This window comes from Pseudomonas sp. TMW22091 (assembly GCF_022496705.1).
Lineage (GTDB): Bacteria > Pseudomonadota > Gammaproteobacteria > Pseudomonadales > Pseudomonadaceae > Aquipseudomonas > Aquipseudomonas saxonica.
On record NZ_SCFI01000002.1, the window covers coordinates 386,113 to 412,898 of the forward strand.

The 26,786-nt window shown below is 57.3% G+C and carries 26 protein-coding genes and 1 riboswitch; of the genes, 12 read left to right on the forward strand and 14 right to left on the reverse strand.

The annotated features are described in order from the left end of the window. Positions 1-42: 42 nt before the first annotated feature. The 4 genes from EQV93_RS05535 to EQV93_RS05550 are packed head-to-tail and all read right to left on the reverse strand — an operon-like array spanning position 43 to position 2,478. Positions 43-342 (reverse strand): DUF167 domain-containing protein, encoded by a 300-nt coding sequence (locus tag EQV93_RS05535; protein WP_122785495.1) that lies wholly within the window; start codon positions 340-342, stop codon positions 43-45. After that, entirely contained in the window at positions 342-929 is a 588-nt protein-coding gene (locus EQV93_RS05540; RefSeq protein WP_122785494.1) for a YggT family protein, read from the reverse strand. Before EQV93_RS05540 ends, EQV93_RS05535 begins: the two co-directional genes overlap by 1 nt. Positions 930-939: 10 nt before the next feature. Continuing rightward, entirely contained in the window at positions 940-1,758 is an 819-nt protein-coding gene (gene proC / locus EQV93_RS05545) for a pyrroline-5-carboxylate reductase (protein ID WP_240891057.1), read from the reverse strand. A 33-nt stretch (positions 1,759-1,791) separates the two neighbouring features. Next, complete coding sequence (locus EQV93_RS05550; RefSeq protein WP_122785492.1) at positions 1,792-2,478, reverse strand: YggS family pyridoxal phosphate-dependent enzyme; 687 nt, start codon at positions 2,476-2,478, stop codon at positions 1,792-1,794. A gap of 57 nt (positions 2,479-2,535) precedes the next feature. On the opposite strand from EQV93_RS05550, the gene EQV93_RS05555 reads away from it, so the two are divergent. Then, positions 2,536-3,534: a type IV pilus twitching motility protein PilT gene (locus tag EQV93_RS05555; RefSeq protein ID WP_240891058.1), complete on the forward strand. Its 999-nt coding sequence runs from the start codon at positions 2,536-2,538 to the stop codon at positions 3,532-3,534. Positions 3,535-3,629: 95 nt separating this feature from the next. Here EQV93_RS05555 and EQV93_RS05560 read toward each other — a convergent pair whose 3' ends face one another. Further along, a complete protein-coding gene (locus tag EQV93_RS05560; RefSeq protein ID WP_122785490.1) occupies positions 3,630-4,289 on the reverse strand; it encodes a C40 family peptidase in 660 nt (219 codons plus the stop codon). A gap of 252 nt (positions 4,290-4,541) precedes the next feature. Between EQV93_RS05560 and EQV93_RS05565 the strand changes: the two genes are divergently transcribed. Continuing rightward, positions 4,542-4,946, forward strand: coding sequence for an NINE protein (locus EQV93_RS05565; RefSeq protein ID WP_122785489.1), 405 nt, complete (start codon positions 4,542-4,544; stop codon positions 4,944-4,946). A 323-nt stretch (positions 4,947-5,269) separates the two neighbouring features. Here the strand turns inward: EQV93_RS05565 and EQV93_RS05570 are convergent, their stop codons facing one another. From EQV93_RS05570 to gshB, 7 genes are all read right to left on the reverse strand, one after another. After that, positions 5,270-6,541 (reverse strand): dihydroorotase, encoded by a 1,272-nt coding sequence (locus EQV93_RS05570; RefSeq protein WP_122785488.1) that lies wholly within the window; start codon positions 6,539-6,541, stop codon positions 5,270-5,272. After that, positions 6,538-7,542, reverse strand: coding sequence for an aspartate carbamoyltransferase catalytic subunit (locus EQV93_RS05575; protein ID WP_122785487.1), 1,005 nt, complete (start codon positions 7,540-7,542; stop codon positions 6,538-6,540). The genes EQV93_RS05570 and EQV93_RS05575 overlap by 4 nt, the downstream gene beginning before the upstream one ends. 12 nt (positions 7,543-7,554) lie before the next feature. Next, a complete protein-coding gene (gene pyrR, locus EQV93_RS05580; protein ID WP_122785486.1) occupies positions 7,555-8,073 on the reverse strand; it encodes a bifunctional pyr operon transcriptional regulator/uracil phosphoribosyltransferase PyrR in 519 nt (172 codons plus the stop codon). An 89-nt stretch (positions 8,074-8,162) separates the two neighbouring features. Further along, positions 8,163-8,597: a Holliday junction resolvase RuvX gene (gene ruvX, locus EQV93_RS05585; RefSeq protein WP_122785485.1), complete on the reverse strand. Its 435-nt coding sequence runs from the start codon at positions 8,595-8,597 to the stop codon at positions 8,163-8,165. Next, a complete protein-coding gene (locus EQV93_RS05590) occupies positions 8,597-9,169 on the reverse strand; it encodes a YqgE/AlgH family protein (protein WP_122785484.1) in 573 nt (190 codons plus the stop codon). The genes ruvX and EQV93_RS05590 overlap by 1 nt, the downstream gene beginning before the upstream one ends. 63 nt (positions 9,170-9,232) lie before the next feature. Beyond that, complete coding sequence (locus tag EQV93_RS05595) at positions 9,233-10,132, reverse strand: energy transducer TonB (protein WP_122785483.1); 900 nt, start codon at positions 10,130-10,132, stop codon at positions 9,233-9,235. A gap of 77 nt (positions 10,133-10,209) precedes the next feature. Beyond that, the gene (gene gshB / locus EQV93_RS05600; protein ID WP_122785482.1) at positions 10,210-11,163 is read right to left on the reverse strand and encodes a glutathione synthase; all 954 of its coding nucleotides are present in this window, start codon (positions 11,161-11,163) and stop codon (positions 10,210-10,212) included. Positions 11,164-11,410: 247 nt separating this feature from the next. Between gshB and pilG the strand changes: the two genes are divergently transcribed. The 7 genes from pilG to trhA all read left to right on the forward strand — a co-directional run bounded on the left by pilG (position 11,411) and on the right by trhA (position 21,646). Then, positions 11,411-11,818, forward strand: a complete 408-nt coding sequence (gene pilG / locus EQV93_RS05605; RefSeq protein ID WP_122785481.1) for a twitching motility response regulator PilG — start codon at positions 11,411-11,413, stop codon at positions 11,816-11,818. A 41-nt stretch (positions 11,819-11,859) separates the two neighbouring features. Then, a complete protein-coding gene (gene pilH, locus EQV93_RS05610) occupies positions 11,860-12,231 on the forward strand; it encodes a twitching motility response regulator PilH (RefSeq protein WP_122785480.1) in 372 nt (123 codons plus the stop codon). Between the two features lie 10 nt (positions 12,232-12,241). Further along, entirely contained in the window at positions 12,242-12,781 is a 540-nt protein-coding gene (locus EQV93_RS05615; protein ID WP_122785479.1) for a chemotaxis protein CheW, read from the forward strand. A gap of 47 nt (positions 12,782-12,828) precedes the next feature. Continuing rightward, on the forward strand, positions 12,829-14,883 hold the full coding sequence (locus tag EQV93_RS05620; protein WP_122785478.1) for a methyl-accepting chemotaxis protein: 2,055 nt from the start codon (positions 12,829-12,831) through the stop codon (positions 14,881-14,883). Between the two features lie 17 nt (positions 14,884-14,900). Continuing rightward, positions 14,901-20,384 (forward strand): Hpt domain-containing protein, encoded by a 5,484-nt coding sequence (locus EQV93_RS05625; RefSeq protein ID WP_240891059.1) that lies wholly within the window; start codon positions 14,901-14,903, stop codon positions 20,382-20,384. Next, positions 20,377-20,844, forward strand: coding sequence for a chemotaxis protein CheW (locus EQV93_RS05630; protein WP_122785476.1), 468 nt, complete (start codon positions 20,377-20,379; stop codon positions 20,842-20,844). The genes EQV93_RS05625 and EQV93_RS05630 overlap by 8 nt, the downstream gene beginning before the upstream one ends. A gap of 184 nt (positions 20,845-21,028) precedes the next feature. After that, a complete protein-coding gene (gene trhA, locus EQV93_RS05635; protein WP_122785475.1) occupies positions 21,029-21,646 on the forward strand; it encodes a PAQR family membrane homeostasis protein TrhA in 618 nt (205 codons plus the stop codon). Position 21,647: 1 nt separating this feature from the next. Here trhA and EQV93_RS05640 read toward each other — a convergent pair whose 3' ends face one another. Both EQV93_RS05640 and EQV93_RS05645 read right to left on the reverse strand, forming a co-directional pair. Further along, entirely contained in the window at positions 21,648-22,505 is an 858-nt protein-coding gene (locus EQV93_RS05640; protein ID WP_122785474.1) for a formate/nitrite transporter family protein, read from the reverse strand. Positions 22,506-22,667: 162 nt separating this feature from the next. Next, entirely contained in the window at positions 22,668-23,069 is a 402-nt protein-coding gene (locus tag EQV93_RS05645) for an acyl-CoA thioesterase (RefSeq protein ID WP_122785473.1), read from the reverse strand. Positions 23,070-23,252: 183 nt separating this feature from the next. After that, a riboswitch (S-adenosyl-L-homocysteine riboswitch) is annotated at positions 23,253-23,359 on the forward strand. Positions 23,360-23,381: 22 nt separating this feature from the next. Here EQV93_RS05645 and ahcY point away from each other — a divergent pair. From ahcY to EQV93_RS05660, 3 genes are all read left to right on the forward strand, one after another. Next, positions 23,382-24,791 carry an adenosylhomocysteinase gene (ahcY, locus tag EQV93_RS05650; protein ID WP_122785472.1) on the forward strand — a complete coding sequence of 470 codons (1,410 nt, stop codon included), beginning with the start codon at positions 23,382-23,384 and terminating at the stop codon, positions 24,789-24,791. A 101-nt stretch (positions 24,792-24,892) separates the two neighbouring features. After that, positions 24,893-25,738: a methylenetetrahydrofolate reductase [NAD(P)H] gene (metF, locus tag EQV93_RS05655; RefSeq protein ID WP_122785471.1), complete on the forward strand. Its 846-nt coding sequence runs from the start codon at positions 24,893-24,895 to the stop codon at positions 25,736-25,738. Positions 25,739-25,932: 194 nt separating this feature from the next. After that, positions 25,933-26,679, forward strand: a complete 747-nt coding sequence (locus EQV93_RS05660) for a hypothetical protein (protein ID WP_240891060.1) — start codon at positions 25,933-25,935, stop codon at positions 26,677-26,679. The last annotated feature ends 107 nt before the right edge of the window (positions 26,680-26,786 follow it).

Genomic DNA, 26,786 nt, shown 5'->3' on the forward strand with positions numbered 1-26,786 from the left:
GCATACGACGGCTTTGCCGCCGGACGCAGCCTGCGGCAGCTCCTACGAATGCAGGGGTTTTACCAAATCCGGTAAATCAGGCAGCTTTTTCGGGGCTTGAAGGCGCACGCGCTTCTGGCGATTGAGTTCGCCGCTGATCAGGCTCACCTGACTTTTGGAGATGCCAAACGCCTTGGCCAGAAAGGCCATCAGGTGGGCGTTGGCTTTGCCTTCGACCGGCGGGGCGGTGAGGCGAATCTTCAAACGGTCACCGTGCAGGCCAGCAAACTCGTCGCTGCTGGCTTTGGGTTGCAGGTGGCAGTCGAGAATCAGGTCCTCACCGTCCCAACGGAAATAGCTCATCAGATCAGGCCGAACAGCTCAAGCGGCATGTTGACGCTCATGGCCAATGGCGGGATGACAAAGCTCTGGAACAGTTGGATCACCATGAACGCCAGGATCGGCGAGATGTCCAGGCCGCCCATGCTCGGCAGAAAACGACGAAACGGTGCCAGTGCAGGTTCGGTGATCTGGTTGACCAGTTCTGCGCCCGGGCTGGTGCTGCCGGGTGCAACCCAGGAGAGGATCACGCTGATGATCATGGCGTAGAAGAACACGTTCAGGAACAGCTTCAACACGCCAATAATGGCCCACAGAAACAGGCCCAGCACGGTGAACGGGATGTAGCTGAGCATCAGTACGACGGCGAAAATCACCATTTGTACGATGATGGCCAATACCAGCGACGACATGTCCAGGCCGAACATGCTGGGGATCACGCGGCGCAGCGGCTTAAGCAGCGGCTGTGTGGCTTTGACGGTGAACTGGCAGATCGGGTTGTAAAAGTTCGCCCGCACCAGTTGCAGGATGAAGCGCAGCAAAACGATCAGCAGGTAGAGACTACCCAGGGTTTGAATTACAAAAATGGCAGCGCCATTAAGTCCAGACATCATGTGCTCCTTATTGACCCAGTTGTTCGGCCATTTCGGCCGAGCGGTGCGCAGCGGCACTCAATGCTTTTTCGACCGTGGCGGCAAAGCCGTCGGCCTGGAATGATTTGATCGCCGCTTCAGTCGTGCCGCCCGGTGAGGCGACCTGGCGGCGCAATTCTGCGGCATCGACATCGCTGTCAATGGCGATCTGTGCAGCGCCCAAGGCGGTGTGTTCGGCCAGCGTCTCAGCCATTTCGCGGGTCAGGCCAAGCTTCACGCCGGCTGCGGTCATGGCTTCAATCAGCAGGAAGAAGTACGCCGGGCCACTGCCGGAGACGGCGGTTACAGCATCCAGTTGGACCTCTTCGTCTACCCAGAGCGCAATACCGACGGCGCTCAGTAGTTGTTCAGCCTGCTGGCGTTGTTCAGCGGTGACATCGGTAGTGGCATATAGACCGCTAGCGCCTTTTCCCACTAGGGAAGGTGTGTTTGGCATGCAACGAACTACCGGTTGTTCACCGACCCAATTACGCAGGCTGGAGCACGTAATGCCTGCCGCCACGGAGATGATCAATTGGCCGGGCTTGAGGTTTGAACGCAAGGTTTGGCAGACGTCTTTCATGAGCTTGGGTTTAACCGAAAGCACAATGACGTCAGCGTCCTTGATCGCTTGCGCGTTATCGGCAAAGGCTTCAATACCGTGCTCAGCCGCTACTTTGGCGCGCGTCTCAGGGCTGGGTGCGCTGGCGCAGATCTGTGAGGTGCCAAACCCTTTGGCCAGCAGGCCGCCGATCAGGCTGGAAGCCATGTTACCGGCCCCGATAAAGGCAATACGCGTTTTGCTCATTACAGATCCTTATAAAAATTGAGGTCGGTCTGCTCAGGCCTGACCGTAATCTCGGGCGCCAAATAATGCAGTACCAATGCGCACCCATGTTGCCCCTTGGGCAATGGCTGACTCCAGGTCGTGGCTCATGCCCATGGAAAGTGTATCGAGCCCCATGTTCAGGCTTTCTTGCAGTTGGCGAACGGTCGCAAAGGCAGCGTCCTGTGCCGCCCGGTCTTCGGTGGGCTCAGGAATCGCCATCAACCCGCGTAACTTCAAGCGGGGCAGTGCACTGATCGCGGCTGCCAGCGCTGGCAAGTCGTGTGGGGTGCAGCCGGATTTGCTGGCTTCACCGCTCACATTGACCTGAATGCAAATGTTCAGCGGTGGCAGTTCTGCCGGGCGCTGTTCACTCAGGCGCTGGGCAATTTTCAAGCGGTCTACGGAATGCACCCACGCAAAATGCTCGGCGATCTCACGTGTCTTGTTCGATTGAATGGGGCCGATGAAGTGCCAACACAAGGGCAGATCGGCTAATTCGACCTGTTTGGCACGGGCTTCTTGCAGGTAGTTCTCGCCAAAGTCGCGAAGACCGGCGGCATAGGCTTCACGTAGCGCAGCCGCGGGTTTGGTCTTGCTGACTGCGAGCAAGTGAATGCTGGTTACATCACGTTGCACAGCCAGTGCCGCGGCACGGATGCGAGCCTCAACTTCGGCAATGTTGTCAGCTATCGTGGACATTCGTTTGAGCCCGCCGTTGTGAAAGTCTGCGGCATTCTACTGGAATTGGGAGGGCGGATGGATATCGCCGAGTTGTTGCTGTCAGGTATCAAACTGGGGGCTTCGGATATACACCTGTCAGCGGGTGTGGTGCCGATGTTTCGGATTGATGGCGATATGCATCGCAGTGAATGGCCGGTGTTGCAGCCGGATCAGGTGCGTGCATTGATTCACAGCGTTATGAGTCAGGCTCAACGCACAGCCTTTGACGCCACGAATGAAGCAGATTTTGCCTACGAGCTAGTCGGGTTGGGGCGGTTTCGAGTCAATGCATTTGAACAGTTGCGAGGTGCGGCGGCCGTATTTCGCGCTATTGCTGCTGCGGTACCAAGCCTTGAATCGTTGGGCCTGAACGCATTTTTCGAGCGGTTGTGTCAGCAGCCGCCCGGCCTGGTACTGGTCACGGGCGCGACGGGGTCGGGCAAATCCACCACTTTGGCGGCGATGGTCGATTGCCTTAACCGAACGCGTCAGCAGCACATCCTGACCATTGAAGACCCGATCGAGTTTATACACGAGTCGTGTCAGTCCCTGATTAACCAGCGCGAGGTGTACAGCGATACCCACAGTTTTAGCGCCGCCCTGCGTTCGGCGTTGCGCGAAGACCCCGATGTGATTGTGCTGGGTGAAATGCGTGATCTGGAGACCGTCCGGCTGGCCTTGAGCGCCGCAGAAACCGGGCATTGGGTGTTCGCCACCCTGCACACGACGTCAGCGGCGAAGACCGTTGATCGAGTGGTCGAGGTGTTTCCAGCTGGCGAAAAGGCGCTGATTCGCACGATGTTGTCCGAGTCCTTGCAGGCCGTGATTTCACAGGCGCTGATCAAGAAAGTCGGCGGTGGACGGGTGGCGGTTCACGAAATCATGCTGGCGACGCCGGCGATTCGGAATCTGATTCGGGAAAACAAGACAGGGCAGATGGTGTCAGCCATCCAGACCGGTGCAACGTTTGGCATGCAGACGCTGGAGATGAGCCTGAACAGGCTGGTAGAGAAGGGGTGGGTAGAACGTATGTAGTTGCTGCTGCAGGCTGCGATGGGCCGCGTAGCGGCCCCCTCTACAGGCCGAAGGGCTTCAGGCCCTTGTCGCAGCCTTCAGCAGCGACTGCAGGTTTAGCGTTGAACAACCTGCAAATTGGCTTTTTCTTTCGGCAGGACGCGCTTTGCAACTACGTAGTGGCTCTGCCAATACGGTTTTTTGAGGGTGTCGATGGTCACCGATTTGCCACGGCGGGGTGCGTGAATAAAGCGGTCGTTGCCCAGGTAGATGGCGACGTGGTTGACCCTGCGGCTTTTGATGTTGAAGAACAGCAAGTCACCAGGTTTCAGATCCTTGCGCTCGACCTTTTGCCCGTGGCCGCTGGCCATTTCGCTGGAGGTGCGAGGCAGATCAACCGCAGCTACATCATTAAAGGCGTATTTGACCAGCCCGCTGCAGTCGAACCCTTTACTTGGGCTGCTGCCGCCCCAACGATACGGGGTGCCCAACACATTTACAGCGCGGCTCAGGACCGTGCTGCTTTGCTTGTTGGCAGCCGCCAGTGAAGCCGTCGCTATTTTGCCGGGGGCTTTGCGATGGGCTTTACTGGACGCAGGACGTGCTACGGTTTTAACCGTTGTCTTGCTGTTGGTGGCAACAAAAGCAGCACTCGCAGATGATTTTGCGGTGTAGCCAGTGAAGCCAGAAGGAAGATGTTGCTCACGATTGGTGGCGTGGGCGGCCAGTGGCATTAATAGGCAAATAGTTAGCCATGTCTTGAATATAGGACGCATTCGGCAGGGCTCGATGGTGGTTAGCGCGAAACTTTATAACAGCTTTTTTGTCCTTTCTCAGTCCGTTTGTCGATTGGACTTGGGGGTCAAAAAACGCGACAGAGGTGACAAACTGTCACCTAACTGCTGTGCAGGTCAGGTGTGACAAGGCTTTGCGCCAAATCTTGTAAGACACTTTTACCTGTTGCGCGACAGTAAAAAAGTCACAAAAAACTTCAGTATTTTTTTCTATCGACGGCAAAGAGGGTATTTATGAGCGGCTATCGAGAAGATACGCACAGCAAAGTAATGGGTTATTTGCTGTGGATATTTGGTTTTCTGGGGGCACATCGTTTCTATTACGGCAAGCCGGTGACCGGGACGATCTGGTTTTTTACATTGGGCTTGCTGGGTATCGGCTGGGTGATCGACTTTTTCTTGATCCCGAGCATGGACCGTGAAGCTGACTTGCGGTTTACCTCTGGTGATACGGACTACAGCGTTGCCTGGATTCTGTTGACGTTTCTCGGGGTATTTGGCGTGCACCGCATGTACATGGGCAAGTGGATCACGGGGCTGATCTACCTGTTCACTGGCGGTTTGTTCTTGATTGGTATTCTTTATGACTTCTGGACGTTGAACGAACAGATTTCGATCAAGAATGCAGAGCGGCGGTAGATCAAAGTCAAAAGCCCCTCACCCTAACCCTCTCCCGGAGGGAGAGGGGACTAAAAGCTACAGCAGATCTTCGCAATGCCATGGATCAAGCCCCTCTCCCGGAGGGAGAGGGGACTAAAAGCAACAGCAGGTCTTCGTAACGCCATGGATCAAGCCCCCTTTCCCGGAGGGAGAGGGGACTAAAAGCAACAGCAGATCTTCGCAACGCCATGGATCAAGCCCCTCTCCCGGAGGGAGGGGGGACTAAAAGCAACAGCAGGTCTTCGCAACGCCACAAATCAAGCTCCCTCTCCCCCTGGGAGAGGGTTGGGGTGAGGGTGCTCTTAGCCTTCGTAGCTGATCCGGCCGTCGACCAACGTGTAACGCACGGCACTCGGCAGGCAATGGCCCAGGAACGGGCAATTCTCGCCTTTGGACAGCCATTTCTCGCCCGCCACGGTCGACGACGCCGGGTCAAACAACACCAGGTCCGCGGGTGAACCTACGCTCAACCGACCCGCAGGCAAACGCAACGCATCAGCCGGGCCCGCACTCAGTCGTGCCAGCAAGGTGGGCAAATCGAGCAAGCCGTCTTCCACCAGGGTCATTGCCAGTGGCAGCAGTAACTCAACGCCACTCATGCCTGGCTCGGTTGCACCGAATGGCGCCAGCTTGGCATCACGCTCGTGCGGCTGATGATGGCTGGAGATGGCTTGCACCACTCCCGATTTCACCGCCTCACGCAAACCGTCGCGGTCTGCACGAGTGCGCAGCGGCGGTTGCACGTGGTACACACTGGAAAAATCCACCAGCGCTTCATCCGTCAGAATTAATTGATACAGCGCCACGTCAGCCGTGACTTTCAGCCCACGCGCCTGAGCCTGAGCAATCAGTTCTACACCGCGCGCACTGGTCAGTTGGCTGAAATGCGCACGCACGCCGCTTTGCTCTACCAGCAACAAATCACGCGCCAACGCCACGGTTTCAGCCGTTTCCGGAATGCCCGGCAAACCACGGAAAGCCGCCATCGGGCCGTCATGTGCCAAACCACCTTCAGCCAGGTCGCGATCCTGTGAGTGAAAAATCACCGTCAGATCAAAGGTGGCCGCGTATTCCAATGCCCGGCACAGGGTGCGTGCATTGGTGAAGCTGTTTAGGCCGTTGCCAAACGCTACGCAACCCGCATCGCGCAGGGCAATCAACTCGGCCAGTTGCTCACCTTCCAGCCCTTTGCTCAGTGCGCCAATGGGGAACACTTTGCAGTTACCGGCCTCACGGGCGCGGTCAAGGATCAGCTCGGCCACGGCGGAGGTATCCAGCACCGGCTTGGTGTGAGGGGGGCAGCACAGGCTGGTCACGCCGCCGGCGGCAGCTGCACGGGTTTCGCTGGCGATGGTGCCTTTGCGGCTGTAACCCGGCTCGCGCAAAGCGACGTTCAGGTCGACAAGCCCCGGTGCAGCCACAAGGCCTTTGGCGTCGATGGTCTGGGTTGGGCTGAAACCGGCTGGTGCAGCCCCAACAGCAACAATTTTGCCCGCTTCCAGATGCAGGTCAGTCACTTGATCCAGTTGACTGCTGGGGTCAATGACGCGGGCGCCGAGAATGCTGAGCTTCACTGTGCTTTCTCCTGTTCGAATTGACGCTGGGCCGTTTGCCCGCTCATGGTCATTGACAAGACCGCCATGCGCACGGCGATACCGTAGGTCACTTGGTTGAGGATGACCGAGTGCGGGCCGTCGGCCACCGCCGATTCAATTTCCACGCCCCGGTTGATCGGGCCGGGGTGCATCACGATGCAGTCCGGCTTGGCGCCGGCCAGCCGTGCGGTGGTCAGGCCGAACAGGCGATAGAACTCACCTTCGCTCGGCAGCAGGCCACCGGACATGCGCTCGCGTTGCAGGCGCAGCATGATCACCACGTCGACGTCTTTCAGGCCTTCGGTCATGTCGGTGTAGACCTTCACGCCGTATTGCTCGATGCCGATGGGTAGCAAGGTTTTCGGTGCGATGACGCGAATGTCCTTACAGCCCAGGGTCTTGAGCGCAATCATGTTCGAGCGCGCCACACGCGAGTGCAGAATATCGCCGACGATGGCGACTGACAGGTTTTCAAAGCCACCCTTGTGACGACGAATGGTCAGCATGTCGAGCATGCCCTGGGTCGGGTGCGCGTGACGTCCGTCGCCGCCGTTGATGATCGCCACCTGCGGGCACACGTGTTCTGCAATGAAGTGCGCGGCGCCGGAGTCGCCGTGGCGCACCACGAACATGTCGGCAGCCATCGCTTCAAGGTTGCGCAGGGTGTCGAGCAGGGTTTCACCCTTGCTCGCCGACGACGTGGACACATTGAGTGTGATTACGTCAGCGGACAGCCGCTGGGCCGCCATCTCAAAGGTCGTGCGGGTGCGCGTGGAGTTTTCGAAGAACACATTGCACACGGTCTTGCCGCGCAACAACGGTACTTTTTTCACCGCTCTTGCGCCGACTTCAAGAAACGAGTCGGCAGTGTCGAGGATTTCTGTCAGCAGTTCGCGGGACAGGCCGTCGAGCGACAGAAAGTGGCGCAACTGGCCCTGATCATTGAGCTGCAGCGGGCGCTTGGCGTCTGTAGGCGTCATCGCAATGGTCTCTTATTGGGCAGGGTTTACGGATGAATCTTGCAGTTCCAGAGTCAGCGGCGCGGGGCCGGACAATTTGATCCGCTCGTTCGGTTTGAGTGGCAATGTCGCGCCCACGACGTCCGGGCGAATCGGCAATTCAGCAGCGTCCAGGTCCAGCAGGCTGACAAGTGTTACGCTGGCCGGACGACCATAGTCGAATAATTCGTTGAGTGCGGCGCGAATGGTACGGCCGCTCATCAGCACGTCGTCGATCAACACCAGGTGCTGGCCGTCGATTTCGAAAGGCAGATCGGAGGGACGTACTTGCGGGTGCAGGCCGTTCTGGCTGAAGTCGTCGCGGTAAAACGACACGTCCAACGTGCCCAGTGGTGCATCGCTGTTCAGGGCGCGCAGCAGCGCTTGAGCCACCCAGATGCCGCCGGTGCGAATGCCGATAAAGCGCGGTTCGGTGATGTTGCGACGGGCCAGATGGGCTTTGAGATCAAGCGCCATCTGAGCGATCAGTTCAGTCGGGACAGGCAGGATCATAGTGGCTCCTTAAACGCTGCGCGCGGCAAAACCGGCCGCGGCGGGCGCAAACAATGGATCGCGTCATAATTACAAACGCAGTATCAGGCTCAAGATTCAGCCGGGTGCTCGTCGAGCCAGCCTTGCAACACCAGCTTGGCGGCAATGGCATCGACGGGGTTATCGCGGTAACTGCCTCGCTGGCCGCCCTGGGCCCGGCGTTCGCCTTTGGCCTCGAAGGTGGTCAAGCGTTCGTCATGGGTAAACACGGGCAGATTGAAACGGCCATTGAGGCGGTTGGCAAACTTTTGCGCACGGGCGCAGAACTCGCTCGGTGTGCCGTCCATGTTCAAGGGCATACCCACGACCAACGCGTCGGGTTGCCACTCTTTGATCAGCTTTTCGATCTCTTCCCATTTGGGAATGCCGTTTTCGGCTTTCAGGTTGCACAACTCGCGTGCCTGGCCGGTGATCATCTGGCCGACAGCAACACCAATGGAGCGTGTGCCGTAGTCAAAACCCAGCAGTAAACGAAGGCTGGCCATCAGGAGTGGCCTGCTTGACGGGTTAACAAATTGAGATCGACTCCGAGGTGTTTGGCGGCAGCGTCAAGGCGCAGTTCGCAGGGTGTTTCAAAGAGGATATGCGCCGCGTACGGGCAGGTTAGCCACGCGTTGTCGGCGAGTTCGGCTTCAAGCTGGCCGGCGTCCCACCCGGCATAGCCCAGGCAAATAAGGCTGCGTTGCGGGCCGTGGCCGTCAGCAATGCTGGACAGCACATCGGCCGAGGTGCTGAGGGCCAGTCCGTCTTCAAGCTCGACGGTTGCATCAAATGCTTGGCCGGCAGGATGCAGTACAAAGCCCCGATCAACCATCACCGGCCCGCCGACGTAGATCGGTACATGCTGGCATAAAGGCGAAGGTGTTTTGTCTGGGCGCAGTTGCTCCAGAATATCGGCCAGCGTGAGGTCTGAAGGCCGGTTGATCACCAGCCCCATCGCCCCATTGGCAGTGTGCTCGACGATGTAGGTCAAGGTCTGGGCAAAGTCCGGATCGTCCAAGTGCGGCATGGCGATCAGAAATTGGTGCTTGAGGTAAGTCGGGGCGTGGTTTTTCATGAGCCTTAGTGTGGCGCTGGCAGCGTGAACTGACAAGTTGGCGGATGATAAAAGCCTTGTCTGCTAATTACTCGATAACCGGTCGCCCTGGGTAAACTTCCAGGTGCGGATAATCTCCAGCCGGTCTATGTCTGCCAGGTCGCCGGTGAACGGCGCAAATGGTGCTGCCAGCCTGACGATGCGTTGTGCGGCTTGATCCAGTAGCGGTTGCCCGGAGGACTCAAGCACCAGCACTTCGTGCAGCGAGCCGTCGCGATTGATCGACACCAGCAACCGCAGGGTGCCGTAGATTTTCTCGCGACGTGCCTGTTCCGGGTAGTTCAGGTTGCCTATACGTTCGATTTTCTTGCGCCAGTCCTCTTTGTACCAGGCACCTTTGTCGCGCATGGTTGAGGCTGCACTCATGCGGTAAATCTTGGGGCGCTTGGCATAGAGCTGCTGGTCATTGGCCAGTTCGGCTTCGAGGCTGGAAATCTCGCTGGACAGTTGAGAACTGTCAAACGTGGGAATGTTGGCTTTGGGCGCCGCTTCGGTTTTGACCTTGTGCGGTTCGCTGGCGGCTTTTTTCGGCTTGGGGGCCACGGTGGTCACTGACGGCTTGGGCGCGGCCTGGGGTTGCTCCGGCTTGGCTGCCGGGGGCGGCGTAACCTTTTTCACGGTGTTGTCCTGGAACGGCGCAACTTCGGTGGTTTTAGGTACCGCTTTCTTGTCCAGAGTGCCGCTGCCTTGCTGATTGTCCTGGGCCAGAAAGTCAGCTTTTTCCGGGGCTTTGTCGCTCTTAAAGGTCGAGAGGGTGATTTCCAGGGTTTTGCTGATCTGTTTAGGCTCGCTCATGCTGAAGCCCACTCCCAGAAGCACGGCGATGTGAATCAGCGCCGCGACAAACAGGGTAAAACCCAGTCGGTCAGCTGCGCGCACGCCGCTTTGGCTCAGTTCAGGGGGCAGGTCGCTGGGGAGTGTCATAACAGAAAGACCAACATCGCGTTGTTCACGGGTTGCGCATGATAGCGCAATGTTGGTCCTGTTCTTACGTGTGCAGATCAGCGTGCGGCGAGTTTGCGCTCGATCGCATCCATCAGCAGGGCGCCGATGTTGGTACCGAAGGCGTTGTCGATTTCGCGGATGCAGGTCGGGCTGGTGACGTTGATTTCGGTCAGGTGCTCACCGATTACGTCCAGGCCGACGAACAAGAGGCCTTTTTCACGCAGGGTCGGGCCAACTTGTGCGGCGATCCAGCGGTCTTTTTCGCTCAATGGCCGGGCTTCTCCACGACCGCCTGCCGCCAGGTTGCCACGGGTTTCGCCCTGGGCCGGAATGCGCGCCAGGCAGTAATCCACCGGTTCGCCGTCGATCATCAGGATGCGCTTGTCGCCGTCTTTGATCGCCGGCAAGTAGCCTTGAGCCATGATTTGCTGTGTGCCGTTGGCCGTCAGGGTTTCAAGGATAACCGACAGGTTCGGGTCGCCGACCCGGTGGCGGAAAATCGAGGTGCCGCCCATGCCGTCCAGCGGCTTGAGGATCACGTCACCGTGCAAGGCGGCGAATTCACGCAAGACATCGGCGCGGCGGCTGACAACCGTGGGTGGTGTGCACTGAGTGAATTGCGTGGCGAACAGTTTTTCGTTGCAGTCGCGCAGGCTCTGCGGTTTGTTGACGATCAGCACGCCGTCGCGCTCAGCCTGTTCGAGCAGATAGGTGGAGTACACGAACTCCATGTCGAAGGGCGGGTCCTTGCGCATCAGGATGACGTCCAGATCGCTCAGGGCGGTGTCGGTCTCGTCACCCAGCTCAAACCATTTTTCAGGGTTGGCGAACACGTTAAGCGGCTTCATCCGCGCCCGGGCCTTACCTTCGTTCAGGTAGAGGTCTTGCTGCTCCATATAGAACAATGTCCAGCCGCGGTCCTGTGCGGCCAGTAGCATGGCCAGCGAGCTGTCCTTCTTATAGGAGATGCCCGCAATAGGGTCCATGACAATCCCGACTCGAACGCTCATGGCAAATTCCTCAAGTAAATAGTGGGCGCAAAGGCTTTGAAAAGTGGCGTCAGAGTGGCGCTGAGCGCGGGCTCGGTCAAGAAAAAAACGCCTGCTCCAGCCTGCTCGGGCCGCGTTCATGGATTGCCGGTAGAGACTGTGCTAAAAAGGCTCGCACAGTGCTTACAGCCCTTGTCCATCAAGGAGTTGGGGTTTTAAGCCGAACAGTTGTAACGAATTGGGTCGCTGTGGCGATGGTAGAGCACATATGGAAATACATTCCAGCATCTTGAAGGTGATGGTGATTGACGACTCGAAAACCATCCGCCGCACGGCTGAAACGCTGCTGAAGAATGTCGGTTGTGAGGTCATTACGGCCATAGACGGTTTCGATGCGCTGGCCAAAATTTTCGACCATCATCCGCATATCATTTTTGTCGACATCATGATGCCGCGTCTGGATGGCTATCAGACCTGCGCGTTGATCAAAAACAACCGGGCGTTCAAGTTGACGCCGGTCATTATGCTGTCGTCCAAAGACGGACTGTTTGATAAGGCCAAGGGACGAATAGTGGGCTCTGATCAATTTTTAACCAAGCCTTTCAGTCGGGATGAACTGCTGAGTGCCATCAAGGCCCACGTACCCGGTTTTAACATCGCTCCAGGCACGCAATGACCCTCGGCCGTTGGCCGCTCACCTGATAAATGGGGAACACCATGGCTCGCATTCTGATCGTCGATGATTCGCCGACTGAAATGTATAAATTGACCGCCATGCTGGAAAAGCACGGTCATGTCGTGCTCAAGGCAGAAAACGGTGCCGATGGCGTCGCGTTGGCGCGACAGGAAAAACCGGATGCGGTGTTGATGGATATCGTGATGCCGGGCCTTAATGGTTTTCAGGCCACTCGCCAGTTAACCAAAGACTCCACTACCCAAAACATCCCGGTCATCATGGTGACCACCAAAGATCAGGAAACGGACAAAGTGTGGGGCACCCGCCAAGGGGCGAAGGGCTATTTGACCAAGCCGGTCGAAGAAGAGGCCTTGGTCAAAGAGGTCAACCGCGTTTTATCTCTGACCGAGTGATTGCGTCTTTATGCCCGGTTCACTGACCGCTTACGAGCTGCTACTTGAGATAGACCAGCGCTGCCGCTCACTGGCCGCTGGCCTGGTGCCTGCCCAGGCACAGGATAATATCTGGAGCGGCATCGGTTTTCGCATCGGCGAGTACACGTGTGTGGCGCCGATCGCTGAAATCGCCGAAATCCTTCATGAGCCGCGTTTCACCGCACTACCGGGGGTCAAGCCCTGGGTTCGGGGAGTGGCCAATCTGCGCGGGCAATTACTGCCGATCATGGACTTGTGCGGCTTTTTTGCCATTGACTCGTCACAGGTCCGTAAGCAGCGCCGCGTGCTGGTGCTGGAATACAAGGATGTGTTTGTCGGCTTGCAGGTTGATGAGGTGCTGGGCATGCAGCATTTTGCACAGGCCGATCTGGATACCACTGCGCAGGTATTACCTCCTGCACTGCTTGCTCCCTATGTAAAAGGGCATTTTGCCGGCGAGACCACGTGGTGGGTATTCAGCCCGTTTGCCTTGGCGCAGGCACCCCAATTTTGGGCGGTAGCCGTGTGAGTGGCCCACCCGCTTTACCTTTTGTTTCAACCTTCGGGGCTTGATCGATGACCACCACCCGTAGCGTCAAACCCTTGGAAGGTTCACGCAGTCGTGCGCAGATCATGGTGCTGTTTGTTGCCCTGATCGTCTTTATCATGCTGTTGTTTGCCAACTTTGCTTACCTCAATACCCAGACCAATTACGACAAGCAGTACATCAGTCACGCCGGTGAGTTGCGTGTGCTGTCGCAGCGCATTGCCAAAAACGCCACTGAAGCCGCTGCAGGCAAAGCGGCTGCCTTCAAGTTACTGAGCGATGCGCGCAACGATTTCAGCCAGCGCTGGGGGTATTTGAAGCATGGTGACCCTGCCACCGGCCTGCCCCCTGCCCCCTCTGCCGTTCACAAAGAGATGCAGGCCGTTCAGCGTGACTGGGAAAATTTACTCGACAGCACCAACGCAATTCTTGCCAGCGAACAAACCGTGTTGTCCCTGCATCAAGTGGCCGCCACATTGGCTGAGACCATCCCGCAGTTACAGGTCGAGTATGAAAAGGTCGTAGAAATTCTTTTGCAGCGGGGTGCGCCTGCCGGTCAAGTAGCGCTGGCACAGCGTCAAACCCTGTTGGCCGAGCGAATTCTGGGGGCCGTGAATACCGTGCTGGCTGGCGACGCGAATGCTGCGCAGGCCGCCGGTACCTTTGGGCGGGACGCCAATCGTTTTGGCCAGGTGTTGAACGGCATGCTGGAAGGCAATGAGGGGCTGCGGATTTCCGAAGTTGAAGAGAAGGATGCTCGCGCCCGCCTGCTGGAGATTGCCGAACTGTTCCAGTTCGTCTCAGGCTCGGTGGACGAGATTCTGGAAACGTCGCCGCAACTGTCCCATGTGCGCGCCGCCGCCGACCAGATTTTCAACCTGTCGCAGACCCTGCTCGATGAGGCCTCGGTACTGGCCAATGGGTTTGAAAACCTGGCCAACAGCCGTTATCTGGACATTATTGGGGGCTACGTTCTGGGGCTGCTGGCGCTGGCGTCTATCATCCTCATCGGGCTGGTAATGGTGCGCGAGACCAATCGGCAACTGCGTGAAACCGCCGAGAAAAACGAGCGCAACCAAAACGCGATCATGCGCTTGCTGGATGAGATTGAGGACTTGGCTGACGGCGATCTGACCGTAACCGCTTCGGTCACGGAAGATTTCACCGGCGCTATTGCGGACTCGATTAACTATTCCATTGACCAACTGCGTGAGCTGGTGGCGACTATTAACCTGACCGCTGGCCAAGTGGCCGGTGCGGTGCAGGAAACCCAGGCCACCGCAATGCAACTGGCCGAAGCCTCAGAGCATCAAGCCCAGCAAATTGCCGAAGCATCCGGGGCGGTTCAACAGATGGCCCACTCCATTGATCAGGTGTCAGCCAACGCCTCCGAATCCTCTGCGGTGGCTGAGCGTTCCGTGGCCATTGCCAATAAAGGCAATGAAGTGGTGCACAACACCATTCACGGTATGGACAACATTCGTGAGCAGATTCAAGACACCGCCAAACGCATCAAGCGCTTGGGTGAGTCATCTCAGGAAATCGGCGATATTGTCAGCTTGATTGACGACATTGCCGACCAGACCAATATTTTGGCGCTTAACGCGGCGATTCAGGCGTCTATGGCGGGCGACGCCGGGCGCGGATTTGCCGTTGTGGCTGACGAAGTGCAACGTTTGGCCGAGCGCTCGTCAGCAGCCACGCGACAAATTGAAACCTTGGTCAGGGCGATCCAGGCGGACACCAACGAGGCGGTTATTTCCATGGAGCAAACCACCACCGAAGTGGTGCGCGGTGCCCGTCTGGCCCATGACGCGGGCGTTGCGCTGGAGGAGATTGAAGGCGTTTCGCAGAACCTCGCGGACCTGATTCAAAGGATTTCCAACGCAGCACAAGAGCAAACCCGCTCGGCGGCGCAGATCTCCCTGACCATGAACGTGATTCAGCAAATCACTAACCAGACCTCGTCTGGCTCTACCGCCACCGCTGACAGCATTGGTAATTTAGCCAAAATGGCCCGCCAATTGCGGCGCTCGGTGTCGGGCTTCACCTTGCCGCCTACCCCGCCCCGTGAGCCACAGTAGTTCTGACTGGAGTCGTTATGGTTGACCGGCACGATTACGTGGCCCTCGAATGGGTTAAAGGCGAAATTTGCGACACCTTGAAGCAGGCCCGTGCATTGCTGGACCGCTATGCCCAACAGCCCGGCGACGACCTGTTGGCGCAGTGTCTGGAGTGCATCCATCAGGTGCATGGCAGCTTGCTGATGGTCGAGTTCTACGGTGCGGCGTTGCTGGCCGAAGAGATGGAGCAGTTGGTGATCGCGATGCAAGCGGGCCGTGTCAGCCAGCTTGACCAGGCCTTGCCCCTGTTGCAGCAAGCATTCAGTCAGTTGCCGGTTTACCTGGAGCGTGTGCACAGTGCCCGTCGGGACTGGCCGCTCGTGGTTTTGCCATTGATTAATGATTTACGCACGGCTCGCGGTGAAACCCTGCTGTCTGAGACCAATCTGTTCAGCCCGCCCTTGCATGTACTGCCTGAACTGGACCAGGCCGCACTGGCCCGTTTGCTGCCAGCGCAGTGGCCGCGTCAGTTGCGCGTATTGCGCCACACCTTGCACACCGCGCTGCAGAATGTGCAGGACGAACACGACGTGCCAGCCAACCTTGAGCTGATGGCAGGTGTTTTCGCCCAGCTTCAGCACGTCTGCCATAACGCGCCGCTTAATGCTTTGTGGCAAATAGCCTCGGCTCTGGTTGACGGCATGCTCCGTGGTCGGGTGCCCAACAGCCCGGCCTTGCGCAGCCTGTTTCAAGACGTCGACAAAGAGCTTAAGCGCTTGCTGGAGCAAGGCATTGATGGCGTGAATCAGCCCGCGCCCGAAGAGCTGCTCACCAGCTTGCTGTTTTACATCGCCAAAGCTGAAAAGCCGACGGCCAAAATGCTGGCGCTGAAGAACCGCTACGAGCTGGATGACGCCATGCCGGATGCGGCAATGGTCGATGAGGAGCGGGCGCGTCTGGCAGGCCCGGACCGTGATGCCATGCGTTCAGTGGTCGCGGCGTTGTGCGAAGAACTGGTGCGGGTCAAAGAGCGTCTCGACCTGTTCGTGCGCAGCGACCGCCAACATGTCTCAGACCTGAGCAGCCTGATGGCACCCTTGCGCCAGATTGCCGATACTTTGGCCGTGCTGGGTTTCGGGCAGCCGCGTAAAGTCATCATTGACCAACTGGCGGTGTTGCAGAGTGTCGCTCAAGGCCAGCGTGACCCTACCGATGCAGTGTTGATGGATGTCGCCGCGGCGCTGCTTTATGTCGAAGCCACCCTGACCGGCATGGTTGGCAATGTGGAGCCTTCACAGCGCGAAGAAAGTCGTTTGCCTACTACCGACCTGTTGCAGATCCATCAGTTGGTGATCAAGGAAGCCCGTGTGGGCCTTGAAGAAGTTAAAGACTTGATCACCGATTACCTGGAGGCGGGCCTCGACAGCCAACTCTTGCAGCCCGTGCCGCAGTTGTTGACGCAAATTCGTGGTGCGTTGGCCATGATCCCGCTGAGTCGTGCTGCGGGGCTGCTTCAAGCCTGTGGCGATTATGTAAGCGAGCACTTGTTGCTTGGCACTGAAGCGCCTGCGACGAAGCAGTCGGATCATCTCGCCGATGTGCTGATCAGCCTTGAGTACTATCTGGAACGTATTGCCCAGGACCCTGGAGCGGCCAGCGAACAAGTGCTCGACCGTGCTGAAAACAGTCTGATCGAACTGGGTTACGCGCCTAAAGAGCGTCAGGTCCCCGTGCTCAATGATCGCCTGAGTCCCATTGAATTACTGGTCATGCAAGACCTGCAGGCGCTGGACGATCCAGACGTGGTGCACACGTTGGCCGATGTGTTGGCCCGTCCTGTGTCAACGCTCAACCCGCAGGCGCAACACGTCCCCGAGAGTCTGTTGCCACCGCCAGTGGGTGAAGAGGCAATCGAAGAAGAGTTGCTGGAGGTCTTTCTTGAAGAGGCCAATGACGTGCTGGTCACGTTACATGACTACCTGCCGCAATGGGTCGCCAACCCTGCGGACAGCGCCGCGCTGGCTGAGCTGCGGCGCGGGTTTCACACCCTCAAAGGCAGTGGGCGCATGGTGCGCGCGTTGGTGTTGGGTGAACTGGCCTGGGCGGTGGAAAACCTGCTTAACCGGGTGATTGAGCACAACGTCGCACCAGGGCCGGGGATCTATCAACTGTTGGATGACACCTTGGTGATACTGCCTGAACTCATTCAGGAGTTTGCCGAGCAACGCCAGCGGCAACGCGAAGATATTGATCAACTGGCGGCGCGAGCGCACAGCCTGTCCCGGGGTGAGCCTCAGCCTCTGCTGATCGAGCAGCAAAATACCGAGATCGACCCGCAACTGCTGGATATTTTCCGTCAGGAAGCGCACACCCACCTTGCCCGCATTGAGCGTTTTCTGGATCAAGCTCTCCAACAAGTGCCAGTTTACGCAAGCGATGATTTACAACTGGCCATGCACACCCTCAAAGGTAGCGCGTCTATGGCGGGCGTGTTGCCCATCGCCCGGCTGGCGACGGCGCTGGATTATCTGGTACGTGAGCACAAGGCCCACCATCTTGCGCTGGAACGCAGTGAAATAGATTGCCTGCGCGAAGCTGCGCGCTTGCTCCATTGCGGCCTGCAGCAACTGGACACAGACCCGTTGGCCGAGATTGATGGCGCGCGTGCGTTGGCCGACCGTGCCGAGCACTTGATTAACGAGCGTCTGGCTACCTTGCTCGACAAGCCGGTGAGCGACGTGGTGACACGGCGAGATCCCCAGCGCATCGCCGAATTCCTGGGCGAGAGCATGGACATTCTGTTCGATGCCGAAGACTTGCTGCTGCATTGGCGTGATCATCCCCATGAGCGGCAAGGTCTGGATATGCTGCTGGACCAGCTGACCAGCCTGGCAGAGTCTGCGCACTTGCTGGACTTGCAGCCCATTGATGCGCTGTGTGAAGCCCTGCTCGACGTGTATGGCGCGGTTGAAGAGAGCAGCCTTGCGGTCAGCGAGCGTTTCTTTCATGAGGCCAATATGGCCCATGAAGCCCTGATCAACATGCTGGATCAATTGGCGGCAGGCCAGGAAATCGAGCCGCAACCGACCTTGATTCAGACCTTGCATGACCTGTTGCATGAAGGCCTGGCACCAGACGCCACTGGCCTGATTCGCCGCGATGGCGGGCTTAGCATCACTGAGTTGAGTGCGGCTACGGCGCAGTTGGGCGCTGAACAGAGCATCGATACCGATCCCGAGATGGTGGCGGTTTTCCTTGAAGAGGCGGTGGACATTCTGGAGAGCTCGGGGGCGGCGTTGTTACGCTGGCAAGCCGACCCGCAGAACCACCTTGAAGTCGAAAACTTGCTGCGCGACTTGCATACCCTCAAAGGCGGTGCTCGGATGGTTGAAGTGGGTGCCATTGGTGATTTTGCCCACGAACTGGAAACCCTCTTTGAAGAAATCTCGGCAGGCTTTCTCGTGCCCTGCACAGACCTGTTTGTGTTGTTGCAGCGTTGCCATGATCAACTGGCGCAAATGCTCGACGCCTTGCGCAGCGGCCAGCCGATGCCTTCACCACAAGCGTTGATTGAGCGTATCCGCCAAATCGAACGCAGCAGTCATGAAGCCCAGCCGGTGGCCCCGGCAAACAAGTCGGAACCCGCACCGCCGACCCCGCAGGTTGAGGGCGAGCGTACGGGGCTGGACACCGTCAAGGTGCCGGCTGAGTTACTGGAAGACCTGTTGAATTTGGCGGGTGAGAGTTCAACCATTCGCGGTCGCGTTGAACAGCAAGTCAACGACGGCAATGTTGCCCTCAACGAAATGCAAACCACGCTTGAGCGCATGCAAGATCAACTGCGCCGGCTCGACAGTGAGACCCAGGGCCGGCTGCATAGCCGCCTGCATACCGAAGCGGACGGCGTGGCTTACGATGAATTCGATCCGCTGGAAATGGACCGACATTCGTTGCTGCAACAGCTGTCTCGCGCTTTGTCCGAGTCGGCGTCGGACTTGCTCGACCTCAAGGCCACGCTGTCGGCCCGGATTCAGGACGCGCATGGGTTGCTGCAAAAACAGGCGCGCATGAACACCCAGCTTCAAGAAAGCTTGATGGGCACTCGCATGGTGCCGTTCGAGCGCGTGCTGCCACGCCTCAAGCGTATCGTGCGGCAAGTCGCCAATGAGCTGGGCAAGCAGGTTGAGTTCAATGTCATCAATGCCGAAGCCGAAGTCGACCGCACGGTGTTGGAGCGCATGGTCGCGCCCCTCGAACACATGCTGCGCAATGCGGTTGACCACGGCCTGGAGCCTGCTCACATTCGCCATGCCAGTGGCAAACCTGAGCAGGGGCATATCACCCTGGAGCTGTCCTATGAAGGCGGCGACGTGGTGTTCGACATGCATGACGACGGTGCCGGGATACCCCTCGAATCGGTTCGGCGCAAAGCCATCCTGCGTGGCTTGCTCGACCCCGACACCCTGATGTCTGATCGCGAGGTGTTGCAGTTCATCATGCAGCCGGGGTTTTCAACGGCTGAAAAGATCACCCAGATTTCCGGCCGCGGTGTGGGCATGGACGTGGTGCACGAAGAGGTGCGTCAACTGGGTGGCAGCATGACCATCGACTCGGTGGCGGGGCAGGGTGTGCATTTTCAGATCCGCCTGCCGTTCAGTGTCTCGCTCAATCGCGCGTTGATGGTGCAGTGCGCCGATGAGCAATATGCGATCGCGCAAAACAGCGTCGAGCGCATCGTGCGGGTCATGCCCAACGAACTTGAGGGGTATTACCAGCACAACCCGCCGCTGTATCACTACGGCGGAGAGACCTATCAATTACGTTATCTGGGCGAGCTGCTGCAAACCGTCGGCAAGCCCCGGACGGGGGGCGAAAACGAAGCGCAACCGGTGCTGCTGGTGCACTCTCAGGATCAGCGTGTGGCCCTGCACGTTGATGCGCTGGCCGGTTCACGGGAAATCGTGGTGAAAAGCCTCGGCCCGCAATTTACGGCCGTGCAAGGTGTATCGGGCGCCACCATTCTGGGCGATGGCCGCGTGGTGCTGATCCTTGACTTGCTGGCCTTCCTTCGCGCCCATCAGGTGCGGCAACCCATCGTCGGTGCGCCACCGGAGGCTACTGGAGCATTGGAGTTCATTCCCGCCGAGCGCCCGTTACTGGTGCTGGTGGTGGACGACTCCGTCACCGTACGCAAAGTGACGAGCCGGTTGCTGGAGCGCAACAGCATTAACGTCATCACCGCCAAAGACGGCGTCGATGCCATGAGCGTGCTCGAAGAACACACCCCTGACCTGATGCTGCTGGACATCGAAATGCCGCGCATGGACGGCTTTGAGGTGGCCACCCGTGTACGCAATAATCCGCGCCTTAAAGACCTGCCGATCATCATGATCACTTCGCGCACAGGGCAAAAGCACCAGAACCGGGCTATGGCCATCGGCGTCAACGACTATCTGGGCAAACCTTACCAGGAGAGCGTGTTACTGGAGCGCATCGCCTACTGGAGCACACTTCATGCTTGATCATCGCGTGGGCAGCCTGACGAGCTTATTGCTGCCGCTTTCGGACCGCTACCTGCTGCTGCCCAACGTGGCGATTGCCGAGCTGATTGACTGGCAGCACGGTGAACCCAGTCGGGATACCCCGCCCTGGCATCTGCGCACTATCAACTGGCGTGACCACACCGTGCCACTGATCAGCTTCGAAGTTGCGTGCGGTAGCTCGCTGGTGATTGGTGAGCGGGCGCGCATCGTCATCCTCAACACCTTGGGCGGCAATCCCGACTTCAAATTCATCGCCATAGTGGTGCAGGGCATTCCGCGCTCTTACAAAGTGGACAGCCAGTTGAGTTTTGTTGATGTGCACCTCAGCGCGTTGGAACTTGCCGCCGTGCAAGTCGGTGATCATGTGGCGAAGATTCCGGACCTGGAGGCGCTGGAAAGGTGGGTGATGGGTGGCGGGCTGGCTCAAGCTCGGGAATGAGCGCATAGACCTTGAGCGTTCAGCCAATTAGCCAGGTGAGGGGCATCGCTGGATTTCTATAACGGCGGAAAAGGCCGCCCGCTGCCCTCGACCATCGGCGCATTGCCCTTTGATGTCGCAACCCTGACCCTTATATAGTTACAAAGTGACACAGACGCACTATCAGTTCTTGAGGATGTTGCACATGTATCACGGCGAAAAATTGAACGCCTGGACGCATTTGGTCGGGGCAGTGCTGGCAGCAGCGGGCAGTATCTGGTTGTTGGTTATGGCGGCGTTGGATGGCAGCCCGCAAAAGATCATCAGTGTTGCGATCTATGGGGTCACGCTGGTGTTGCTGTACACCGTGTCGACTGTGTATCACAGCGTGCGCGGGCGCTCGAAGGTGATCATGCAAAAGTGCGATCACCTGTCTATTTACTTGTTGATTGCCGGTAGTTACACGCCATTCTGTCTGGTCACTCTCCACGGGCCGTGGGGTTGGACGCTGTTCGGGATCGTCTGGGGCATGGCAGTGATTGGCATGTTGCAAGAGATCAAGCCGCGCTCCGAAGCGCGTATCTTGTCCATTGTCATCTACGCACTGATGGGCTGGATTGTGCTGGTGGCCGTCAAACCGTTGCTCGCAGCGCTAGGCACCGCCGGCTTTGTCTGGTTGGCGGCGGGCGGGGTGATGTACACCGTGGGGATTATCTTTTTTGCCCTTGATCATCGTCTGCGCCATGCCCACGGCATTTGGCATCTGTTCGTGATTGCCGGCAGCCTGCTGCATTTTGTGGCCATCGCGCATTACGTGATCTGACTCAGGGCTGCTGACTGTCCGGTTCAGGTTTTTGGGTGTCGCTGCGAATCTGTGCGTGGCTGATCAGGGCGAAGATAAAACTGCCGCCGATGATGTTGCCGGCCAGCGTCGGGCCGGCAAAGATCAGCCAGAAGTCTTTCCACGGCAGTTCGCCGGCAAAGACCAGGTACGACACTTCGGCCGTACCGACCACGATGTGAGTGAAGTCGCCCAGTGCCATCAGGTAAGTGATGAGGATGATGATCCACATCTTGGCGCTCTCCATAGACGGGATCATCCACACCATGGTGGCAATCATCCAGCCTGAAATAATGCCCTTGGCGAACATCTGACTGACGTCGTTTTCCATCACTTTGTGGCCGATTTCTAAAAAGGCCTTGTCGGTCTGCGTATCAAAGATGGGCAGGTGAAGCATCACGTAGGCCACCAGCAAGGTGCCCATGAGGTTACCGACCAGCACCACCGTCCATAGCCGGAATAATCGGCCGACATTCTTGAGTGTGGGTTTGCTCATGATCGGCAACACGGCTGTCAGGGTGTTTTCGGTAAACAATTGCTGACGAGAAAGAATGACCGCCAGAAAGCCCGCGCAATAGCCGAAGCTGGCGATGACCTTGAAGGCTTCGCCGCTGGGTAAGCGTGAGTTGAGCAGGCCCATGGCCATAAGCGACAGGCCCATGGTCAGCCCGGCGGCCAGTGCTGACCAGAACAGGGCAGCGATGCTGCGCTCCAGTTCCTGATCGCCCTGCAAGCGAATAATTTCGTGCAGAACGGCGGCCCGTGGAGGTTGGTTTTTGGTGACGTCGTGCTCTTCTTCAGCCGACAGGTTGGGGGTTTTGCCTGACTTTTGCGCGTCCATAAGGCTCCAGAACCATTAGCGTGTGAATGTACGACACGTATGGACTGTAGCTGTTCATTTGTTGCCCTGTAGCCGCTGTCGCAGGCTGCGATAAGGGCCGAAGGACCTTCGCGTTACCCTGCGACAAGCGGGGCTGCCTCGTCAGCGGCTACACCGGGAGCATCACGCCTGATTGTCATCCTGGAACTGGTCTTTGACGTACTTGATCTCGGTACGGCCGTGAGGCGCTGGCAAGCCATCTTCGCCCAGGTTGACGAAGACCATTTTGTCGACGGTCAGAATGCTTTTGCGGGTGATTTTGTTGCGCACTTCGCAGGTCAGGGTAATGGACGTGCGGCCGAACTCGGTGGCCGTGATGCCCAGCTCAATGATGTCGCCCTGACGCGAGGCGCTGACAAAGTTGATTTCAGAGATGTATTTGGTCACCACGCGCTGGTTGCTTAATTGCACGATGGCGTAAATCGCGGCCTCTTCGTCGATCCAGCGCAGCAGGCTGCCACCGAACAAGGTGCCGTTTGGGTTGAGGTCTTCGGGTTTAACCCATTTGCGGGTGTGGAAATTCATATTCGCTCCTGACCGTCTTGCCTTAGATGGCGACCATGATGTCAGACCATGGCGCATAGCTCTATTAGGCTTGGACTATGGTCTCGATAAGGCAAAAGAAAAAGCCTTGGGAACCGTTGCCTTGATGGCTATAATCACCCCCGCTTCAAAACGGTCATTTTTACCCAGTACCGTTCCCGCCACCTGTCCGAGGGGCGCTGCAGCAGGTTCAACCTGTCAGGCTCGGATGGGGCGTTGTTTGTTCAGGTCTCCCTGGGCAGGCACTAAACGCACAACGGCGCCCATTCGCGATTAAACGAATGGAGGCTCTTGATGAGCGCTGTAAACACGCCTGCTGGTTTTGCCGACTTTAAAGTCGCTGATATGTCCCTTGCCCAATGGGGCCGCCGCGAAACCTTTATCGCAGAGTCCGAAATGCCAGCCCTGATGGGCCTGCGTCGTCGGTATGCCGCAGAACAACCGCTCAAGGGCGCGAAGATTCTGGGTTGCATCCACATGACCATCCAGACTGCCGTACTGATCGAAACCCTGGTTGCTCTGGGTGCCGAAGTGCGTTGGTCGTCGTGCAACATCTTCTCGACTCAAGACCAGGCCGCTGCCGCTATCGCTGCTGCCGGTATCCCGGTATTTGCCTGGAAAGGCGAAACCGAAGAAGAGTACGAGTGGTGCCTGGAGCAAACCATCCTTAAGGATGGCGAGCCGTGGGATGCCAACATGATCCTCGACGACGGCGGCGACTTGACCGAGCTGCTGCACAAGAAATACCCGGCCATGCTGAAAAAGATCCACGGCGTGACCGAAGAAACCACCACCGGTGTACACCGTCTGCTGGACATGCTGGCCAAAGGCGAGCTGATGATCCCGGCGATCAACGTGAACGACTCGGTCACCAAAAGCAAAAACGACAACAAGTACGGTTGCCGTCACAGCCTGAACGATGCGATCAAGCGTGGTACTGACCACCTGCTGTCCGGCAAGCAAGCGCTGGTGATTGGCTACGGTGACGTGGGCAAGGGCTCGGCTCAATCGCTGCGTCAGGAAGGCATGATCGTTAAGGTTTCCGAAGTTGACCCAATCTGCGCCATGCAAGCGTGCATGGACGGCTTCGAAGTGGTTTCGCCGTTCATCAACGGCCAGAACGACGGCACTGCTGCCAGCATCGACGCTGCGCTGCTGGGCAAGATCGACCTGATCGTGACCACCACCGGTAACGTCAACGTGTGCGACAAAAACATGCTGGCTGCGCTGAAAAAACGCGCTGTGGTGTGCAACATCGGTCACTTCGACAATGAAATCGACACCGCTTTCATGCGCAAAAACTGGGCATGGGAAGAAGTGAAGCCACAGGTTCACAAGGTTCACCGTACTGGTCTGGGCGAGTTCGACCCACAGAACGACGACTACCTGATCCTGCTGGCTGAAGGCCGTCTGGTTAACCTGGGCAACGCTACCGGTCACCCAAGCCGCATTATGGATGGCTCGTTTGCCAACCAGGTACTGGCTCAGATTTTCCTGTTCGCACAGAAATACGCTGACCTGCCAGCTGAACTGCAAGCTGAGCGTCTGACCGTAGAAGTGCTGCCGAAGAAACTCGACGAAGAAGTAGCCCTGGAAATGGTTCGCGGCTTCGGTGGCGTGGTCACGCAACTGACCAAGCAACAGGCTGACTACATCGGCGTTACCGTCGACGGTCCGTTCAAGCCAGAAACCTACCGTTACTGATTAAAGAAAGGCGGCCAGGCTTGTACTGACCGCCTTTTTTTTGTGTGTGAGTTCAGCGTCAGGGGCCATCACTGCCTCTTCGCGTACGCAAGGGTATCTCCATGTCTCAAGACCGTCGTTTCAGCTTCGAGTTCTTCCCGACCAAGACCGATGCTGGGCATGAAAAACTGATGAACACGGCTCGCCAACTGGCGACCTATAACCCGGATTTTTTCTCCTGCACCTACGGTGCCGGTGGCTCGACCCGTGACCGCACGATCAATACCGTGCTGCAACTGGAGAGCGAAGTAAAAGTACCTGCGGCCCCGCATTTGTCGTGCGTGGGTGACAGCAAGGCCGATTTGCGTGGCCTGCTGGACCAGTACAAGGCGGCGGGCATCAAGCGCATCGTGGCGCTGCGTGGCGACCTGCCTTCAGGTATGGGCATGGCCAGCGGCGAACTGCGTTACGCCAACGACCTGGTGAGCTTCATTCGTGAAGAGACCGGCGAGCACTTCCACATCGAAGTAGCTGCGTACCCTGAAATGCACCCGCAAGCGCATAATTTCGAAGACGACATCACCAACTTCGTGCGCAAGGCTCAGGCTGGCGCCGACAGTGCGATCACCCAATATTTCTTCAACGCCGACAGCTACTTCCGTTTTGTCGAGCGTGTACAGGCGGCGGGCGTCACGATTCCTGTGGTGCCGGGCATCATGCCGATCACCAACTACAGCAAACTGGCGCGTTTCTCTGACGCGTGCGGCGCTGAAATTCCGCGTTGGATTCGTAAGCAGCTGGAAGCTTACGGCGATGATGTGCAGAGCATTCAGACGTTTGGCGAGCAGGTGATCAGCGAGATGTGCGAGCGCCTGCTGGATGGCGGCGCACCGGGGCTGCACTTCTACACCCTGAACCAGGCCGAGCCGAGCCTGGCGATCTGGAACAACCTGAAGCTGCCGCGGTAAAAATAGCGGCGTCTTTCTTTGGCGGGATTTTTCATGCGTCTTTCAAGGCAGCATGAGACTTCTCGTCATTGGATTTACCTGTCAGTTAACTGAACTCAATCAGGTTATAAATACCATCATTGCTGAGAGTAGGAATGTTTGAAGGTTGATTTAATATCAAAAATTCAATAATTACCTACCGCCAGAGTGAAGATATGTCTAATTTGATTGTGAATGGTGAATTTACAGATTTTGGTGATAAGTGGACCCACTTGGGCGCTACGTTTGATGGCCGTACGGCCACTGTTAAATATATATCCAAGCCAGGTTATATTGAGCAAGAGGTTGTTTTAGAAGCTCCGCTCAAAAAAAACGATGCGGTGCGGGTTAAGTTCAAGGTTTCTGATTTGATAGCGTCCTTTTCCGTCACTCTAGAAGGTGTTGGGAATCGAGTTTTTCTTTCAGGCGGTGATTACGATATCGCATTCGTACTGCCGGCCGATATGGTCTCAGACCGATTGGCACTCAAATTCGAAGCCCCTAATTCTTTAGTGCTAGATGACGTATGGCTTGAGGTTGAGAATAAGGTATGCACGCCGAAGGATGTAATCAAAAATGGTGATTTTTCAAGCCGTGATGAGTATTGGACCTATGACGGATTTACTACGTTCGTCGATGGCAAAGCGAATATCGCGGGCGTGGGTCATATCAAACAGACCGTTACTCTAGATCGACCACTTAATACAGCAGACATTGTTAAAGTTAATTTTACCCTTTCAAATGTTTATGGTGATGTCACCGTTTCTGTGGGCGACAGCGCTCATCAAGCAATCAATAAAAGTGGGGTCTATACACTGGCGATACCTATTCTTTCAGACCACGCAGACAATAATGTGGTTGTGAGATTTCAAGCAGAGAACGCGTTCGACATAGATGATATTTCTGTGATTGTCTGCCTGTAAATTCTTAGGATTTTAGGCTGCCGTGTTGGAGGATGGTAAGACTCATTTGTTCTCCACCAGATCCGTAACCCGAACAAGAACATGTATTTGAAGCGCACCGGCTTTTG